Source organism: Micromonospora yangpuensis, assembly GCF_900091615.1.
Taxonomy (GTDB): domain Bacteria; phylum Actinomycetota; class Actinomycetes; order Mycobacteriales; family Micromonosporaceae; genus Micromonospora; species Micromonospora yangpuensis.
On sequence record NZ_FMIA01000002.1, the window covers coordinates 4,020,704 to 4,037,446 of the forward strand.

General features: G+C 70.0%; 12 protein-coding genes. 5 read left to right on the forward strand and 7 right to left on the reverse strand.

What is annotated here, in order from left to right:
• The first annotated feature begins 103 nt into the window (after positions 1-103).
• The gene (mmsA, locus tag GA0070617_RS18190; protein ID WP_091439664.1) at positions 104-1,639 is read left to right on the forward strand and encodes a multiple monosaccharide ABC transporter ATP-binding protein; all 1,536 of its coding nucleotides are present in this window, start codon (positions 104-106) and stop codon (positions 1,637-1,639) included.
• On the forward strand, positions 1,639-2,871 hold the full coding sequence (mmsB, locus tag GA0070617_RS18195) for a multiple monosaccharide ABC transporter permease (protein WP_091439668.1): 1,233 nt from the start codon (positions 1,639-1,641) through the stop codon (positions 2,869-2,871). The genes mmsA and mmsB overlap by 1 nt, the downstream gene beginning before the upstream one ends.
• 66 nt (positions 2,872-2,937) lie before the next feature.
• On the opposite strand, the gene GA0070617_RS18200 is transcribed toward mmsB, so the two are convergent.
• The 5 genes from GA0070617_RS18200 to GA0070617_RS18220 all read right to left on the reverse strand — a co-directional run bounded on the left by GA0070617_RS18200 (position 2,938) and on the right by GA0070617_RS18220 (position 8,655).
• Positions 2,938-4,242, reverse strand: coding sequence for a hypothetical protein (locus GA0070617_RS18200; RefSeq protein WP_091439672.1), 1,305 nt, complete (start codon positions 4,240-4,242; stop codon positions 2,938-2,940).
• 119 nt (positions 4,243-4,361) lie between these two features.
• Entirely contained in the window at positions 4,362-5,516 is a 1,155-nt protein-coding gene (locus tag GA0070617_RS18205; RefSeq protein ID WP_091439676.1) for a serine hydrolase domain-containing protein, read from the reverse strand.
• Positions 5,517-5,519: 3 nt separating this feature from the next.
• Positions 5,520-6,347: a carbohydrate ABC transporter permease gene (locus tag GA0070617_RS18210; protein WP_091439680.1), complete on the reverse strand. Its 828-nt coding sequence runs from the start codon at positions 6,345-6,347 to the stop codon at positions 5,520-5,522.
• Entirely contained in the window at positions 6,344-7,303 is a 960-nt protein-coding gene (locus tag GA0070617_RS18215) for a carbohydrate ABC transporter permease (RefSeq protein WP_229688605.1), read from the reverse strand. The genes GA0070617_RS18210 and GA0070617_RS18215 overlap by 4 nt, the downstream gene beginning before the upstream one ends.
• Positions 7,300-8,655: an ABC transporter substrate-binding protein gene (locus tag GA0070617_RS18220; protein ID WP_091439684.1), complete on the reverse strand. Its 1,356-nt coding sequence runs from the start codon at positions 8,653-8,655 to the stop codon at positions 7,300-7,302. Before GA0070617_RS18220 ends, GA0070617_RS18215 begins: the two co-directional genes overlap by 4 nt.
• A gap of 267 nt (positions 8,656-8,922) precedes the next feature.
• On the opposite strand from GA0070617_RS18220, the gene GA0070617_RS18225 reads away from it, so the two are divergent.
• Both GA0070617_RS18225 and GA0070617_RS18230 read left to right on the forward strand, forming a co-directional pair.
• Positions 8,923-10,077, forward strand: coding sequence for a LacI family DNA-binding transcriptional regulator (locus GA0070617_RS18225; protein WP_091439689.1), 1,155 nt, complete (start codon positions 8,923-8,925; stop codon positions 10,075-10,077).
• 411 nt (positions 10,078-10,488) lie between these two features.
• Positions 10,489-12,822, forward strand: coding sequence for a beta-L-arabinofuranosidase domain-containing protein (locus tag GA0070617_RS18230; protein WP_091439692.1), 2,334 nt, complete (start codon positions 10,489-10,491; stop codon positions 12,820-12,822).
• Positions 12,823-12,948: 126 nt separating this feature from the next.
• Here GA0070617_RS18230 and GA0070617_RS18235 read toward each other — a convergent pair whose 3' ends face one another.
• Positions 12,949-14,253: an extracellular catalytic domain type 1 short-chain-length polyhydroxyalkanoate depolymerase gene (locus GA0070617_RS18235; RefSeq protein ID WP_091439697.1), complete on the reverse strand. Its 1,305-nt coding sequence runs from the start codon at positions 14,251-14,253 to the stop codon at positions 12,949-12,951.
• An 83-nt stretch (positions 14,254-14,336) separates the two neighbouring features.
• Positions 14,337-15,725 carry an endo-1,4-beta-xylanase gene (locus GA0070617_RS18240; protein ID WP_091446624.1) on the reverse strand — a complete coding sequence of 463 codons (1,389 nt, stop codon included), beginning with the start codon at positions 15,723-15,725 and terminating at the stop codon, positions 14,337-14,339.
• A gap of 286 nt (positions 15,726-16,011) precedes the next feature.
• On the opposite strand from GA0070617_RS18240, the gene GA0070617_RS18245 reads away from it, so the two are divergent.
• A complete protein-coding gene (locus tag GA0070617_RS18245) occupies positions 16,012-16,626 on the forward strand; it encodes a phosphatase PAP2 family protein (RefSeq protein ID WP_091439701.1) in 615 nt (204 codons plus the stop codon).
• The last annotated feature ends 117 nt before the right edge of the window (positions 16,627-16,743 follow it).

A 16,743-nucleotide genomic window follows, 5' to 3' on the forward strand; every position in this document is an offset into this window, starting at 1 on the left:
GTGCGACGCCGGCGGGAGCGACAACACCCGCCCGGCGTCGCACCCGGCACCACCCGACCGTGCCAGCGACCCCGATCCGACCAGCAACGACCAGGAGGATGACGTGGCAGACCACATCCTCGAGATGCGGCGCATCACCAAGACCTTTCCCGGAGTGGCGGCACTCCAGGACGTCTCCCTCGCCGTCCGGCGGGGCGAGATCCACGCCATCTGCGGGGAGAACGGCGCGGGCAAGTCCACCCTGATGAAGGTGCTCTCCGGCGTCCATCCGGCCGGCAGCTACGACGGCGAGATCGTCTTCGCCGGCGAGCCGGTGCGGTTCCAGGGCATCCGCGACAGCGAGGCCCACGGCATCGTCATCATCCACCAGGAGTTGGCCCTGGTGCCGCACCTGTCGATCGCGGAGAACATCTTCCTCGGCAACGAGCGGCGGGGCCCCGGCGGCCTCATCGACTGGAACCGGGCCAACGCCGACGCCGCGAAGCTGCTGGCCTCCGTCGGCCTGCAGGAGAACCCGGTCACCCCGATCATCTCGCTCGGTGTCGGCAAGCAGCAGCTCGTGGAGATCGCCAAGGCACTGTCCAAGAAGGTGCGGCTGCTCATCCTCGACGAGCCCACCGCCGCCCTCAACGACGTCGACTCGGCGCACCTGCTCGATCTGCTGCGTCGGCTCCGCGACGAGGGCATCACCTGCATCATGATCTCGCACAAGCTCAACGAGATCACCGCCGTCGCCGACTCGATCACGGTGATCCGCGACGGCCAGACCGTCGAACGGCTCGACGTGACCGCCGGCGAGGTGACCCAGGAACAGATCATCCGCGGCATGGTGGGTCGCGACCTGCACAGCTTCTACCCCGAGCGGGTGTCCTCGCCGGGTGAGGAGGTGCTACGCGTCGAGGACTGGACGGTGCACCACCCCACCCAGGACCGCCGGGTGGTCGACGGGGCCAACCTGACCGTGCGGGCCGGCGAGATCGTCGGCATCGCCGGGCTGATGGGCGCCGGGCGTACCGAGCTGGCGATGAGCATCTTCGGCCGCTCGTACGGGCGTGACATCTCCGGTCGGCTCTTCCTGCGCGGCAGACCGATCAGGGCCCGCAGCGTCGCGGAGGCGATCCGCAACGGCATCGCCTACGCCACCGAGGACCGCAAACGGTACGGGCTCAACCTGATCGAGGACATCCGCCGCAACGTCTCGGCGGCGGCCCTGGGCAAGCTCGCCCGCCTCGGTTGGGTCAACGACAACGAGGAGATCCGGGTAGCCGAGTCCAGTCGCCGTGACCTGAACATCAAGGCACCCAGTGTGATGGCCGTAGTCGGCAAGCTCTCCGGCGGCAACCAGCAGAAGGTCGTCCTGTCGAAGTGGCTGTTCACCGACCCGGAGGTGCTGATCCTGGACGAGCCGACCCGGGGCATCGACGTCGGGGCGAAGTTCGAGATCTACACGATCATCAACCGGCTCGTCGCCGACGGCAGAGCGGTCATCATGATCTCCTCCGAACTGCCCGAGCTGCTCGGCATGTGCGACCGGATCTACACCCTGGCGGCCGGTCGGATCAACGGTGAGCTGCCGGTGGGCGAGGCCACCCAGGAGAAACTCATGCAGCTCATGGCAAAGGACAGGGACCTGGTCTGATGAAGCGCACCAACAACGAGGCGGCCGAGAGTTCCCCCTCCATCGCCCTGCACACCGGCATCGCCGATCCGCGTACGCTGATCATGCGCAACCTGCGGCAGAGCGGCATCTACGTCGCCCTGGCCGTCATCGTCGCCCTCTTCGCGGTGCTGACCGGGGGCACGCTGCTGAGCCCCGGCAACATCACCAACATCGTCCTGCAGTACTCCTACATCCTCGTGCTCGCGATCGGCATGGTCATCGTGATCATCGGCGGGCACATCGACCTGTCGGTGGGCTCGGTGGTGGCGCTGACCGGCGCGGTCTCGGCCGTCCTGGTCATCCGGCAGGGGCAACCCTGGTGGGTCGGGGTGTTGGCCGCCCTGGCCGTCGGCCTGGCGGTCGGCGCCTGGCACGGCTTCTGGGTGGCCTATGCCGGCATCCCGGCCTTCATCGTGACCCTGGCCGGCATGCTGCTGTTCCGGGGTCTCACCCTGCAGGTGCTGGACAACATCTCGCTGTCGCCGTTCCCGGCCGAGTACCAGCGCATCGCGGCGGGTTTCCTCAACGGACTGATCGGTGGCGACGGCTACGACGCCTTCACCCTGCTCATCGGCGCCCTGGCGGTGGCCGGGTACGCGGTCAGCGGATTCCGTACCCGGGTGGCCCGGATCCGGTACCAGCAGCCGGTGGAGTCGTTCCCGCTCTTCGTCGCCCGGGTGCTGCTGGTCGGCGCGGTCATCATGTACTTCGCCTGGCAGCTGGCCCACGCCCGGGGCCTGCCGATCGTCCTGATCATTCTCGCCTTCCTGGTGCTGGTCTACGGGCTGCTCACCCGGCGGACCATCTTCGGCCGCCAGGTCTACGCGATCGGCGGCAACCTGTCGGCGGCGATGTTGTCCGGCGTGAAGGTGCGTACGGTCAACTTCTGGATCTTCGTCAACATGGGGTTCCTGTCGGCGGTGGCCGGGGTGATCTACTCCTCCCGGTCCAACGGCGCGCAGCCTGCCGCCGGCAACATGTTCGAGCTGGACGCGATCGCCGCCGCGTTCATCGGCGGGGCGGCCGTCACCGGCGGGGTCGGCACCGTCGTCGGGGCCATGGTCGGTGGTCTGATCATGGCGGTGATGAGCAACGGCATGCAGCTGATGGGCGTGGACCAGTCCATCCAGTCCGCGGTCAAGGGGCTGGTGCTGCTGGTCGCGGTGGCCTTCGACGTCTACAACAAGCGTCGGGCCGGCACGTCGCGCTGACCTGCCCCCACGAACGACGAACCGCCGCCGGCCAGGACAGCCGGCGGCGGTTCGTCGTGCTCCGTACTATCCGCGCTGGGCCAGCAGCCACCGCAGGATGCCGCGGTCGGCGTACGTCGGCCCGTAGGCGGCGTGGTAGTCCGGCAGGGTGAACGCCTCGTTGCCATACTCGGTGTAGCGCAGCAGCGTGTCGATCTGCGCCGGCGTCCGGCCCTCGGCCGCGTGTGCCTCGCGCAGGGCCGTACGGGAGTTGCGGGCCAGCGAGATGTTCAGCAGGTGGTCGTTGACGCCGTGGGTGATCCAGATCGGGATGCCGGCGGCGGCGATGGCCGTGGCCTGCGTGGGGCTGACCTGGAATCCACCGGTGACCAGGCCGCCGGCGAAGAGGTCCGGGCGCTTGGCGAACGCCTCCCAGAGCAGCTGCGAGCCGTAGGAGACGGTGGTCGCGTAGACGCGCCTGGTGTCGACCCGGTGCTCGGTGACGAACTGGTCGATCAGCTTGACCAGCAGGTCGGCCTCGGCGGGCGCGCCGACCCGCTGGTGCTGCGGGGCCAGCACGATGACGTCCTCGTCGCTGCCGGTCCAGCTGCGCTGCAGCCACGCGGTGGCGGGGATGTCCGCCGCGAGCTGCACGCCGGTGTTCTCACCGTCGAAGCCCATGCCGTGTCCGGGCAGGACGACCATGAGCGGGTACGTCCGACCGGGCTGGTAGTTCTTCGGCAGGTGGTAGTGGTAGGGCAGCACCATCCCGCCGCTGAGGAACGAGGCGTACCGGAAGTCGTCGACCAGCCGGTCGACCGGCTCCTCGGTCATCGCCCGGACCCGGTTGGGCGTCCCGGGCGCCAGCACCGGCCGGTTGCCGCCGTCGGTGGCGAGCCCGTGCACCGGCTTGCGCTGCACCAGGGTGGTCGGCTGGTCCGGGTTGACCTTGACGGTGCAGAGGAAGGTCGGGCACTTGGAGACCTGTACGGTCCAGCCGCCGGTGTCGGCCGGGTCGAGCTCGACGATGACGTACCGGCCGGTGACCGACCGCTGGTCGGCCCGGGGGTGCGGCCGGTTGTTGGTGTAGACGTGGGTGATGGTCCGGTCGGCCATCTTGGACAGGTCCTCGACGGGATCGAACCGGAAGTTGTAGGTGGTGTCGGCGACGGTGAACGTGCGCGCGTCCAGGCCGGCGGGGTCGACGGTGCCGGCGTACTCGACGGCCACCGCGGACACCTTCTGCCCGTAGGTGTAGACGGTGGTGATGGGGGTGATGCTCTGGATCCCGGTGGCGGTGCCGCTGCCACCGTTGTTGGCGTACGCGGCACCGGCGGTGGTGAGCACCACCGCCGCGGCGAGCAGCGCGACCAACTTCTTCCGAAGAGCCATGCGCCCTTCCTTCCTGGCTGGCAAGTAGACGCTAAATTGATTTAGCCGAGATTCACTAGGCCGGAGCATGCGGGCCACGGTCACGGAAGTCAAGAAACCTGCCGGAAACACCGGCCGGGTCAGCGGTCCAGGCAGGAGCGCAGGGCCGCGGTGAGCCGGTTGGCCCGGTCGTCGGCGGCCCCACCCATCTGGTTCAGCACGTACCCGAACCCGACCTGGTACGTGTCGTCGCCGAAGGCCAGGTGTCCCCCGGCGCCGTCGTGGCCGAAACTGCGGTCACCCAGCAACGGGCGCGCCGGCGGGGAGTCCAGCAGGAACCCGGTCCCCCAGCGCTGCCCGGTGTCGGGCGGGCCGTACCGCTGCTGTCCCCGGACCCGCACCACGGTGGCGTCGGTGACGGAGGCGGGGTCGAGCAGCCGGGGACCGGCCACCTCGGAGACACAGCCGGCGTAGAGCCGGGCCAGCCCGTCGGCCGTACTGAGCGCACCGGCGCCCGGGATGCCGGCCGCCTGGATCGTCGGGTCGTTGAAGCTGACCAGGCCGGCGTCGTCGGCGGGGAAGGCGAAGGCGCCACCCATGGTCAGCGCCCGTCGGGCCACCGGGTCGGGGTCGGCGGCCGGTTCCGCCGGCGGCGGCAGCGTCCAGGCGACCGGATCGGCCCGCGCCCCGGCCGACCCGAGCCAGGTACGCAGGCCGAGCGGGCCGGCGACGGCGTCGCGGAAGAACTCCCCCGGCAGCTGACCGGTGACCCGGTGGACGACCTCACCGACCAACCACCCGTACGTCATCGGGTGGTAGCTGTGCGCGGTACCCGGTGGCCACAGCGGTGCCTGCTCCTCGATCGCCCGTACCACCGTCGGGAAGTCGAGCACCTCGTCGAGGCTCAGGTCCCGGTCGAGGGCGGGCAGCCCCACCTGGTGGGTGAGCAGCCACCGCACCGGGACGCCGTCCTTGCCGCGCTGGCCGAACTCGGGCCAGTAGCGGGTCACCGGCGCGTCGAGGTCCAGCTGTCCCCGCTGCACCAGCAGGTAGGCGCAGACCGCGAGGATGCCCTTGGTGCAGGAGAAGACCACCGCCGGGGTGTGCGCGGTCCAGGGGCGCCGCGACCGGGGGTCGGCCAGCCCGCCGTACAAGTCGACGACCTTGCGACCCCGCAGGTAGACGCAGACCGCGGCACCGACCTCCCCCCGGCTGGCGAAGTTGTCGCGGAACACGTCGGCGACCGGGCCGAACCGTTCGTCGGCGACCCCGTGGATCGCTGGCTGGGTGGGCACGCACTATCCCTTCACTGACCCCTGGATCAGGGCCTTGATGAACTGACGCTGGAAGATCAGGAAGACGATGAGGGTGGGGGTGAGGATGAGCAGCGAGCCGGCGCAGAGCAGCACCAGGTCGGTGCCCCACTGCCCCTGGAACGCACCGAGCGCGCCGGCCATGGTGCGCTTGGTCGGGTCGTCGACCAGCACGATGGCGATCAGGAACTGGTTCCAGGTCCAGAGGAACAGCAGGATGGTCAGCGAGGCGATGGCCGGCCGGGCCAGCGGCACCTGGACGCGCCAGAACACCTGCCAGGTGTTGCCGCCGTCGACCCGGGCCGCCTCGGACAGCTCCTTGGGCACGTTGATGAAGTGGGCCCGCATCCAGTAGACGGCGAACGGCATGTAGAGGCCGATCAGCGGCAGGATGATCGCCCACCGGGTGTTGAGCAGGCCGAGGTCGCGCATCTGGTAGTACAGCGGGGTGACCACCGCCTCGAAGGGCAGGGTCAGGCCGAGCAGCAGCAACGCGAAGGCGATCCGGCCGCCGGGCACCCCGAGCTGACCGAGGCCGAAGCCGGCCATCGTGGCGATGAGCACCCCGACCGGCACCACCCCGGCCACGATCAGCAGGCTGGAACGGAGCAGGGCGCCCATGTTGGCGGCGGTGAACGCGTCGACGAAGTTGCCCCACTGCGGGTCGGACGGCCAGGCGAGTCCGGTGGGGACGGTGCCCCGGGGTTGCAGCGCGGCCGAGAGCATGCTGAGGAACGGCAGCAGCGTGACGACGACCAGCGCGATCAGGAAGATCCGACCGGTCAGCCGTTCACCACGGGTGGTGAGGTTCATGCCTTGTCCTCCCGGGTCAGCCGCTGGATCGGCAGCACGCAGAGCAGCACCAACGCCATCAGGACCACGGCGAGGGCCGAGGCGAGCCCGACCTGACGCTGGGAGAAGGCGAGCCGGTAGATCTCCAGGCCGGGCACGGTGGTCTGCAGGCCGGGGCCACCGCTGGTGGCGATGTAGACGATGTCGAAGCTGGCCAGGGCGGCGATGATGGTGACGGTGAGGCAGACCCCGATCTCCTGGCGCAGGCTGGGCAGGGTCACCGCGAAGAACTCGCGGACCGGTCCGGCGCCGTCGATGCGAGCCGCCTCGTACAGCGAGGGGTCGATCTTGCTCATGCCGGTCACCAGCAGGATCGTGCAGAGGCCGAGGCTGACCCAGGCGCCGATCACGCCCACCGCCGGCAACGCCGTACCGAACTCGCCGAGCCAGGCCCGGGTGACCGAGTCCAGGCCGACCGCCCGCAGCACCTGGTTGACCAGACCGTTCGTGGAGAACAGCCAGCTCCACGCGATGCCGGCGGCGACCAGCGGGATCACCTGCGGCAGGAAGAGCACGGTCCGTACCCCGGTGCCGAACGCGCCGGTGGTGATCCGGCGGACCAGGCTGGCCACCAGCAGGCCGAGCGTGACCGGGATCAGGCTGAAGAAGATGATCAGGATGAACGCGTTCGAAATGATCTTCAGCAGGTCGCGGTCGGTGAAGACGGTGAGGTAGTTGTCCAGGCCGGCCCAGCGGGCCGCGCCGATGCCGTTCCAGTGGTACAGCGAGTACTGCATGGTCAGCAGCAACGGGCGCAGGACGAACAACCCGTACATGAACAGGGCGGGCAGCACCCACAGCCAGCCGGCCCACCGCATCGGGCGACGCCGTCGGGCCGGGGTGACCCGCCGGGCGCCCCCGGCGGACCGGGGCGGGGTGCCCGGTCCGGCGGGGGCGCTGCCGACGGCAGAGGTCACCGGGACAGTTCCTTCTCGTACTCGGCCTGGACCGCCTTGACGTACCCCTCGGGGTTCTGCTGGCCGGCGATCAGCTTCTGCATCTCCGGGGTGATGGCCGCGGCGAAGATCCCACCGGTGGCGTTGGCGGTGAAGTCCACCGCGCCGTTCTCGGCGCCGAGCTGCTGCGAGGCCTTGAGGGTCTCGGCCAGCACGGTGCCCTCCTCGACGGCGGGCAGGGGCAGGTCGCTGGGGCCGCCCGGGTGCGAGCCGCCGACCTTGACCGAGATCTCCCGGGCCTTGTCGTTGGTGTGCAGCCAGTTGAGGAAGAACGCGGCGGCGTCCGGGTTCTTGGCCTTGGCGCCGATGCCGAAGGTGTTCGGCGCGGACATCGCCACGTGCTTACCGCCGGCGCTCTCGGCGGGGAAGAGGAAGAAGCCCACGTTGCCGGTCATGCTCTGGTCGAGGTTGCCCGACTCCCAGTCGCCGTTGAACATGAACAGCCCGTTGCCCTTCTGGAACTCGCCGACCATGGTGGCGTAGTCCAGGGCGTTGGCGTCCTTGGTGAAGTACCCGGCCTGCGCCCACTTCTGGATGCTCTGGGTCGCCTTCAGCGCGGCGGGGGTGTCGAAGGTGGCACCCGGCTTCTGGAAGATCCAGTCCGCCACCTGCGCCGGGTCGCCGAACTGGTTCTGCAGCGCCTGGTGCGGGAAGTTGATGCCGGCGGTGTTCTTGTTGAACTGCACGATCGGCTGGACCCCCGCCGACTTGGCCTTGGCCAGCAGGTCCTCGAACTCGGCGATGGTGGCCGGCGGCTGGGTCATGCCTACCTGCTCGGCCAGTTTCCTGTTGTAGAAGACGCCGGTCACGCTGTAGCCCAGGCCCATCCCGTACAGCGAACCGGAGCCGCGCAGCGCACCGCCGTCGGCCAGCCGCGACTGCACCAGCTGCGAGGCCGGGAAACGGTCCCAGTCGTACGCCTCGAAGTACGGGTCGAGGTTCTTCAGCAGCCCGTCCTTGACCAGGTCGACCATGGTGGGCAGCCGGATGATGTCGGGCGAGTTGTCCGAGGCGAGCACCCGTGGCGCGTTCTCGGTGATCACCGTGAACTGGTCCTCGCGGATGTTGAACGTGACGTTCGGATGCTGCTTGGTGAACTCGTCGGCCAGCGCCTTGGCCAGCGGGAACCCGGTCTCGGCGTACAGCTCGAGGGTGATCGGGTCGCTGCCCAGCTCGGTGCTGACCGGCTGGTTGGTGTCGGTCGTCGGCTGCTCCTCGCCGGGTGCGCCGCAGCCCGCCGCGACCAGGCCGACCGTCAGCAACGGGACGAGCAGCGCGCTGCGCCGGGAGAACTTCCGCGATGTTTCGGACACTTCGACCACTCCTTGACTCCTGCACGCGTCCACCGGGTGTTCTGGCGCGGGCCACCGCGTGGCGCAGAACCTCGTGGCTAAATTGATTTAGCAGAGCATGCTCAGTGACCTCCGGCACTGTCAAGGGCGACGTTGGCAACGAGTTCGCAACGACCGCTTAACACCGGGCGCACCAACCCCCGCCGGTACGCCCGCCCCGCGGGGCCGCATGATGATGGGCAGGCAGCATCCTGGTGTCGGGCAGACCGGCCACCGATCGGAGGAGTGATGGGCCGCAGCAGAGTGACCCTGGCCGACGTGGCCCGGCGGGCCGGCCTGTCCAAGACCGCCGCGTCGATGGTGCTCAACGGCCGGGAGGGCACCCGACTCTCCGCCGAGGCCCACCAACGCGTCTTCGCCGCCGCCGAGGAGCTCGGCTACCGGCCCAACATCGCCGCCCGCAGCCTGCGTACCCGCAAGACCGCCACCATCGCCTTCGTCTCCGACATCGTCGCCACCACCCGGTTCGCCGGTGAGCTGATCCGGGGCGCGGTGGACGCCGCCCGGGAACGGGACCACGTCCTGCTCATCACCGAGACCCAGGGTGACGCCACGTTCGAGCGGTACGCGATCGAGGCGATGCTCGACCGCCAGGTCGACGGGGTCATCTACGCCGCCATGGCCACCCGCCGGCTGAGCGTGCCACCGGCCATCCTGAACGGACCGGTGGTGCTGCTCAACGCCACCAGCACCGACGACCTGCCCCGTGTCCTGCCCGACGACGAGCAGGCCGGCCGGACCGCCGCCGGCACCCTGCTCGCCCACGGTCACCACGACCGGATCGCCATCATCGGGCGCCACCAGCTCAAGGAGGAGGACCCGGAGGTCTCGCTGGCCGCGACCGCCCGGCTCACCGGCATCCGGGACGCGCTCGGCGCCGCCGGGGTCCGACCCCTGACCGAGGTGGCCAGCGCCGAGTGGCAGCCCGAGCACGGTTACGCCGCCATGCGCACCCTGTTGCGCCGCTCCGTCCGACCGAGTGCGGTGATCTGCATGAACGACCGGCTCGCGTTCGGCGTCTACCAGGCGCTCGGCGAGGCGGGCCTGACGGTCCCCCACGACATCTCGGTCATCTCGTTCGACGACGACCCGATCGCCGCCTGGCTGCGCCCCGGGCTGTCCACGGTGGCCCTCCCGCACGAGCAGATGGGGCGTCGGGCGGTGGAACTCCTGCTCGACGGCGCCGACAACAGGCCGGTCATGGTGCCCATGCGGTTGCGGCGGCGGATGTCGGTCGCCCGCCTGGCACCCGGTCCCGAGGCGCCCCGGCCGAGACCCGGTGCCGAGCCCGCCGGACCACCGGCCACCGCGGACGACCCGACGGCGGTGGTCACGCCCGATCCACCGGGACCCGCTGGCCGTACCGCGGATCCGGTGGCCTGAGGCGGACCGGCCGCGACACCGCGGTCGGTCTGGTGCCGGACCTCCACGGCTCTCGGCATCGCGGTCGGTTTCGGGCGGTCGGTTTCGGCGTGACCCGGACAGCGCCCGGGTCACGCCGAAACGCGCGCCCCCGCGGATCGCACAGTCGTGACCCCGGACCTCACGACTCGACGGCATCCAGCCCCAAGTATGTTACCGATAACACGAACAGTGTCAATGCCCCGATCGGAACGATGCGGCCACCCGTCGGCCGAAAAGATCATTCGGTGGCACACCGTCCAAGTTTGATCTCCTCCCGCCCACCGCGGCCATTGCGGAATATTTGCATCCTTGGATTCAATGACATGCTGCCGTAACGTGACCGACACGATTGTTATCGCTCACAGTTGTGCCTTTCTCGTCGGAGGTGCCATGTCATCCCTACCTCTCAGCCGACGTCGCGTGCTGCAGGCCACCGGTGCGACCGTGCTGTTCTCGGCGACCGGGGCCACCCTGGTCGACCCGCGGTCGGCCAGCGCGGCGGTGCTGCCGCCGGCCCGGCCGGACCTGGGCGTCTCGGCGTACCCGTTCGACCTCGGGCAGGTACGGCTGACCGCCGGCCGCTGGCTGGACAACCAGAACCGGACCCTCAACTACCTGCGGTTCGTCGACGTCAACCGGCTGCTCTACGTCTTCCGCACCAACCACCGCCTCAGCACCAACGGCGCCCAGGCCACCGGCGGCTGGGAAGCACCCGGGCACTTCCTGCGCGGGCAGAGCCAGGGACACTTCCTCACCGCCTGGGCCCAGGCCTACGCCGTGCTCGGCGACACCACCTGCCGGGACAAGGCCAACCAGATGGTCACCGAACTGGCCAGGTGCCAGGCGAACAACGCCGCCGCCGGCTTCAACACCGGGTACCTGTCGGCCGCCCCCGAGTCCGACATCACCACCATCGAGAACGGCGGCAGCGCGGGCGTGCCGTACTACTGCCTGCACAAGACCCTGGCCGGGCTCCTGGACGTCTGGCGGTACATCGGCAACACCGAGGCCCGTGACGTGCTGCTGCGCTTCGCCGGCTGGGTCGACTGGCGTACCGGCCGGCTCAGCGCCAGCCAGATGCAGACCGTCCTGCGTACCGAGTTCGGCGGCATGAACGCGGTGCTGACCGACCTGTACCAGCAGACCGGTGACGCCCGCTGGCTGACCGTGGCCCAACGCTTCGACCACGCCGCCGTCTTCGACCCGCTGGCGGCCAACCGGGACCAGCTCAACGGGTTGCACGCCAACACCCAGGTCCCCAAGTGGGTGGGCGCGGCCCGCGAGTACAAGGCCACCGGGACCACCCGCTACCGGGACATCGCCACCAACGCCTGGAACATCACCACCGGCGCGCACACGTACGTCATCGGCGGCAACAGCCAGGCCGAGCACTTCCGCCCACCGAACGCCATCGCCGGGTACCTGGTGGCGGACACCTGCGAGTTCTGCAACACCTACAACATGCTCAAGCTGACCCGGGAGCTGTGGCTGATCGACCCGAGCCGGGCCGCCTACTTCGACTTCTACGAGCGCGCCCTGACCAACCACCTGATCGGGGCGCAGAACCCGGCCGACAACCACGGGCACATCTGCTACTTCACGCCGATGCGCCCCGGCGGCCGACGCGGCGAGGTCGGTCCGCTGGCCGGCGGCGGCAGCTTCAGCACCGACTACAACTCGTTCTGGTGCTGCCAGGGCACCGGCCTGGAGACCAACACGAAGCTGATGGACTCCATCTACTTCCACAACGGCACCACCCTGACGGTGAACCTCTTCGTGCCGTCGGTGCTGACCTGGGCCAGCCGTGGGATCACGGTCACCCAGACCACCAGCTACCCGGTCGGCGACACCACCACGCTCACCCTGGCCGGGACGATGAGCGGCTCGTGGAGCATCCGGGTCCGGATTCCGGGCTGGACCAGCGGCGCGAGCATCGCGGTCAACGGCACCACCCAGAACGTCGCCATCACCCCGGGCAGCTACGCCACCGTCACCCGCACCTGGGCGGCGGGTGACACCGTCACCGTACGCCTGCCGATGCGGGTCGTCATGCAGGCCGCGAACGACAACCCCGGCGTCGCCGCGGTCACCTACGGCCCGACGGTACTCAGCGGCAACTACGGCAACACCGCCCTGAACGCCCTGCCGGCGCTCTCGGTCGCCTCGATCACCCGGTCCAGCACCAACTCGTTGGCGTTCACCGCGACCGCGAACGGCGCCCAGGTCAACCTCGGCCCGTTCTCCGACGCCCACGGCCACAACTACACCGTCTACTGGAACACCGGCGGCAGCGACCCCGGTGGCACCACCCACCGGCTGGTCAACGCGGGCACCGGGCTGGTCCTCGGGATCCAGGACATGTCCACCGCCGACGGTGGCCTCGCCGTGCAGTGGGGCGACACCGGCACCGCCGACCACAACTGGGTGGTGGTGACCGACGGCAACGCGGTCCGGTTCCGCAACGTCAACAGCGGCAAGGTCCTGGGGGTGGAGAACATGTCCACCGCCGACAACGCCCGGGTGCTGCAGTGGGCGGACAACGGCACCGCCGACCACCGGTGGACCCTGCTGGACAACGGCGACGGCACCTACCGGATCCGCAACGTCAACAGCGGCAAGCTGCTCGGCATCCTCAACGGCTCCACCGCCTGGGGCGCGCAGGCCGTGCAGGACGCGGACAACGGCAGCGCGGACAACCGCTGGCGGCTGGTCCGCAACGGCTGACCGCAGCGGCCGGGCACCGCCCTCGGGTGGCGGTGCCCGACCGCGACGGGTACCACGCGCCGCGCTCCGGCGCCCGGGGCCGACAGTGGTCGGCCGGGTGCCGGAGCGCGGTCGTCGCGGTCCCGGTCAGCTGGCGGTGCAGGTCGGGGTCACCCCGGTGACGCTGCCGTTGCCCTGGAAACCGAACTCCGTCGACTGGCCGGCCCCGAGCCGACCGTTGTAGTCGACGTTGGTGAACCGCACCGTGCCCGAACTGCCACCGGCCACGGCGCTCCAGGTGTTGGTCACGCTGGTCCCGGCGGGCAGTGCGACGGTCACCGTCCAGCCGGTGGTGCCGGCCGCGCCGGCCGTCACCCGCACCGTGGCCACGAACCCACCGGTCCACGAGTTGACCGACATCGATGCCGAACAACCACCCGTACCGGGCGGCGGCGTGGTGGTCGGGCTCGGCGGTGGGGTGGTCGGGTTCGTCGGCGGTGGGGTGGTCGGGCTCGGTGGCGGGGTGGGGCTCGTGGTGTCCAGGCCGACGAACCGGATGGCCTGGGCGGCGTCGAAGGGGATGGAGTGGCCGTACCCCTGGAAGCTGATTGCCTCGACCGGCGCGGTGCCGCCGGTACCGCCGTATCGGGTCCGGGTGGCGCTGGCCTGCGGGTAGTCGGTGTAGCTGGGGGTCTGGGACAGGCCGTGGACGTTGGTCCACTGCTTGATCTGCTCACCGAAGTTCACATAGCTCAGCGTGGTGTCCGTGGTGCCGTGCCAGATCTGGATCCGCGGGCGCCGGCCGGTGTAGCCCGGGTAGGCGTTGCGCACCAGGTCACCCCATTGCTGGGGGGTCTTCACGATCCGTCCACCGGAGCACTCGCTGTTCCACTCCGAGCCGTTGGTGGTGGCGAAGCAGCCCAGCGGCACACCGGAGGAGCTCACCCCGGCGGTGAAGACGTCCGGGTAGAGGCCGAGCATCACGTTGGCCATCATGGCCCCGGAGGAGAAGCCCGCGAGGGTGATCCGTTCCGTGTCGACGGGGTAACGCTGCCGGACGTGGTCGACCATCGACTTCAGACCGACGGGGTCGCTGCCGCCACCCCGCCGCAGCGCCTGTGCCGAGGAGACGTCCCAGCACTTGCTGCTCCGGGTCACCGACGGGTAGACCACGATGAAGCCGTACCGGTCGGCCAGGGCGCTGAGGCCGAAGCCGGTGTGCACCGCCGGGCCGCTGCCGGTGCAGTAGTGCAGGGCGAGCAGCAGTCCCGGTCGGGCGGCGAGCCGGTCCGGCACGTAGAGGTGCATCTGCAGATTGGTGGGGTTGGTACCGAAGTTCGTCACCTGGGTCAGCGTCGCGGCCGAGGCCGGAGCGGGTGCGGTGACCACGGCCGTCGTCGTCGCCAGGACGGTCGCCAGGGCGACGGCCAGCAGGGTGATCCTCGTCCTCATCGTGCGGTTCCTCTCCTCAGCGGTACGGCCGACAGCGGTCCGGTCCCGGCCACTCGACAGTCCGGGGCCGGACCGCTGACCGGTCAGCTGGCGGTGCAGGTCGGGGTCACCCCGGTGGCGCTGCCGTTGCCCTGGAAACCGAACTCCGTCGACTGGCCGGCCCCGAGCTGGCCGTTGTACTCGACGTTGGTGAACCGCACCGTGCCCGAACTGCCACTGGCCGAGGCGCTCCAGGTGTTGGTGACGCTGGCGCCACCCGGCAGGGTGAGGCTCACCGTCCAGCCCCGGGTACCGCCCGAGCCGGCCGTCACCCGTACCGTCGCCACGAACCCACCGGTCCACGAGTTCAGCGACACCGTGGCCGAGCAACCACCGGTGCCGGGCGGCGGGGTCGTCGGGTTCGGTGGTGGGGTGGTCGGGTTCGGCGGGGTCGTCGTCGGGTTCGGCGGCGGCGTGGTCGGGTTACCCTGGCCGGCGTTGAGCGCGTTCAGCACGGCGTCGTACGCGGGCTTCTTGTTGCCGTTGCAGTCGAACAACAGGGCGTTGTCGCTGCCGCGCCAGGAGTCGCAGTCCCGCACGCCCCACACGGTGATGCCGGTGCAGCGGGTGACCGCCATGCAGGCCCGGGTGACGGCGCCGAAGATGTTGGCCTGGTTGCCGCCCTGCATCACGTCCAGCTCGGTGATCTGCACGTCCACGCCGAGGTCGGCGAAGCGCTGCAGGTTGGCCTGGTAGTCGCTGGCCAGGCCCGTGCCCAGGTGGGACTGGAAGCCGACGCAGTCGATCGGCACGCCCCGGGCCTTGAAGTCACGCACCATGTTGTAGATGCCGGTGGACTTCGCGTTGATCCCGTCGGTGTTGTAGTCGTTGTAGCAGAGCTTCGCGCCCGGGTCGGCGGCCCGCGCGGCGCGGAACGCCGCCTCGATCCAGTCGTTGCCGGTGCGCTGCAGGTTCGAGTCACGCCGGCCACCGCTGCCGCCGTCGGCGAACGCCTCGTTCACCACGTCCCAGGAGTGGATCTGGCCCCGGAAGTGGGTGGCGACCTGGGTGACGTGGTTGATCGCGGCGTTGCGCAGGGCGCTGCCGGACATGCCCTGTGCCCAGCCGGGCTGCTGGGCGTGCCAGAGCAGGGCGTGGCCGCGGACGGTCATGCCGTTGGCGCGGGCGTGACTGACGATCCGGTCACCGCCGGTGTAGTTGAAGCGCCCCTGCTGGGGCTCGGTGGCGTCCCACTTCATCTCGTTCTCGGCCACCAGGCTGTTGAACTCGCGGTTGAGCACGTTCATGTAGGTGGTGTTGGAGAACTTGCCCGTCCCGACCGCGGCGCCGAAGTACCGACCCTTCTCGGCCGCCGCCGCTCGCAGGGTCGTCCCGGCGCTGGCGGACGGGGCCAGGGTCAGCGTCATGCCGACAGCCAGGACGCCGGCGGCGGCGAGGGTCACCGCCGTTCTCAGGCTTCTCGTTCGTGTCATGGTGGGTCCTTCTCGGTGTGGGGTGCCCAGCACGGAGCGGCCGGGTGACGCGGTGGTGGGGGTGCTGCCCGTGCGGAGTGGCAAGGTGCGGGTACGGGTGGAGCCGGGACCGGAAACGAGGCCGGACGCGTCGTCCCGCATGCCCTGGGGGGACGTCGTGATCCGAGGTGCGACCTGCAGGGCTCGCCCGGTGAGCCGTAGGCACTGTCGCCTCGTCCATCGACTGTGAACGATAACATCGTGTTCGTCAAGTCGTAACGAAGTCGTGCCGGTAAGATCCCAACGCATGCCCTCCGCGCCTGGTCACAGCGTCACGCCCCCTGCTCAGCGGCTCGCCCGGGCGGTCACCGAGGTCTTCGCCCCGGCGGTCCTCGCCGCGATCGTGCCGCTGGTCATCGCGGTGCACAGCGCGCCGACGTTCGCCGGTGGCGTCGGCTGGGGTCTGCTGGCCATGCTCTTCTGCTCCCTCGTCCCGTACGGCGTGATCTGGCTCGGGGTCCGACGCGGGCACCTCACCGACCACCACATCGGCCGGCGTGAGCAACGCCGCCGCCCGCTGGCGTACGGCCTCACCTCGGTGCTCGTCGGACTCGCCGTCCTGGTCCTGCTCGGCGCGCCCCGACCACTGGTCGCGATGGTGGTGGTGATGCTCGCCGTACTCCTGGTGGTCACCGCGATCAACCTGGTCTGGAAACTCAGCGCCCACGCGGCGGTGAGTGCCGCGTCGGCGACCGTCCTGGTCGTCGTGTTCGGCTGGGTGCTGCTGCCGGCCCTGGCCCCGGTGGTGGCCCTGGTCGGCTGGTCCCGGGTCAGGCTGCGCGACCACACGACCGGCCAGGTCGTGGCGGGCACGGTGGCGGGCGTGCTGGTCGCCGTACCCACGTTTCTCGCGCTCGCCTGAGTGCATCAAAGGCGCACCGCCCGGGTAGGGCACCCCCCTACGGAGCTGAGAAGACTCCCCTGTCCAGGGGTGCTGGTGGTCGGTCCCGGCGGAGTTTGCCGGGATTTTCCCGTTGAC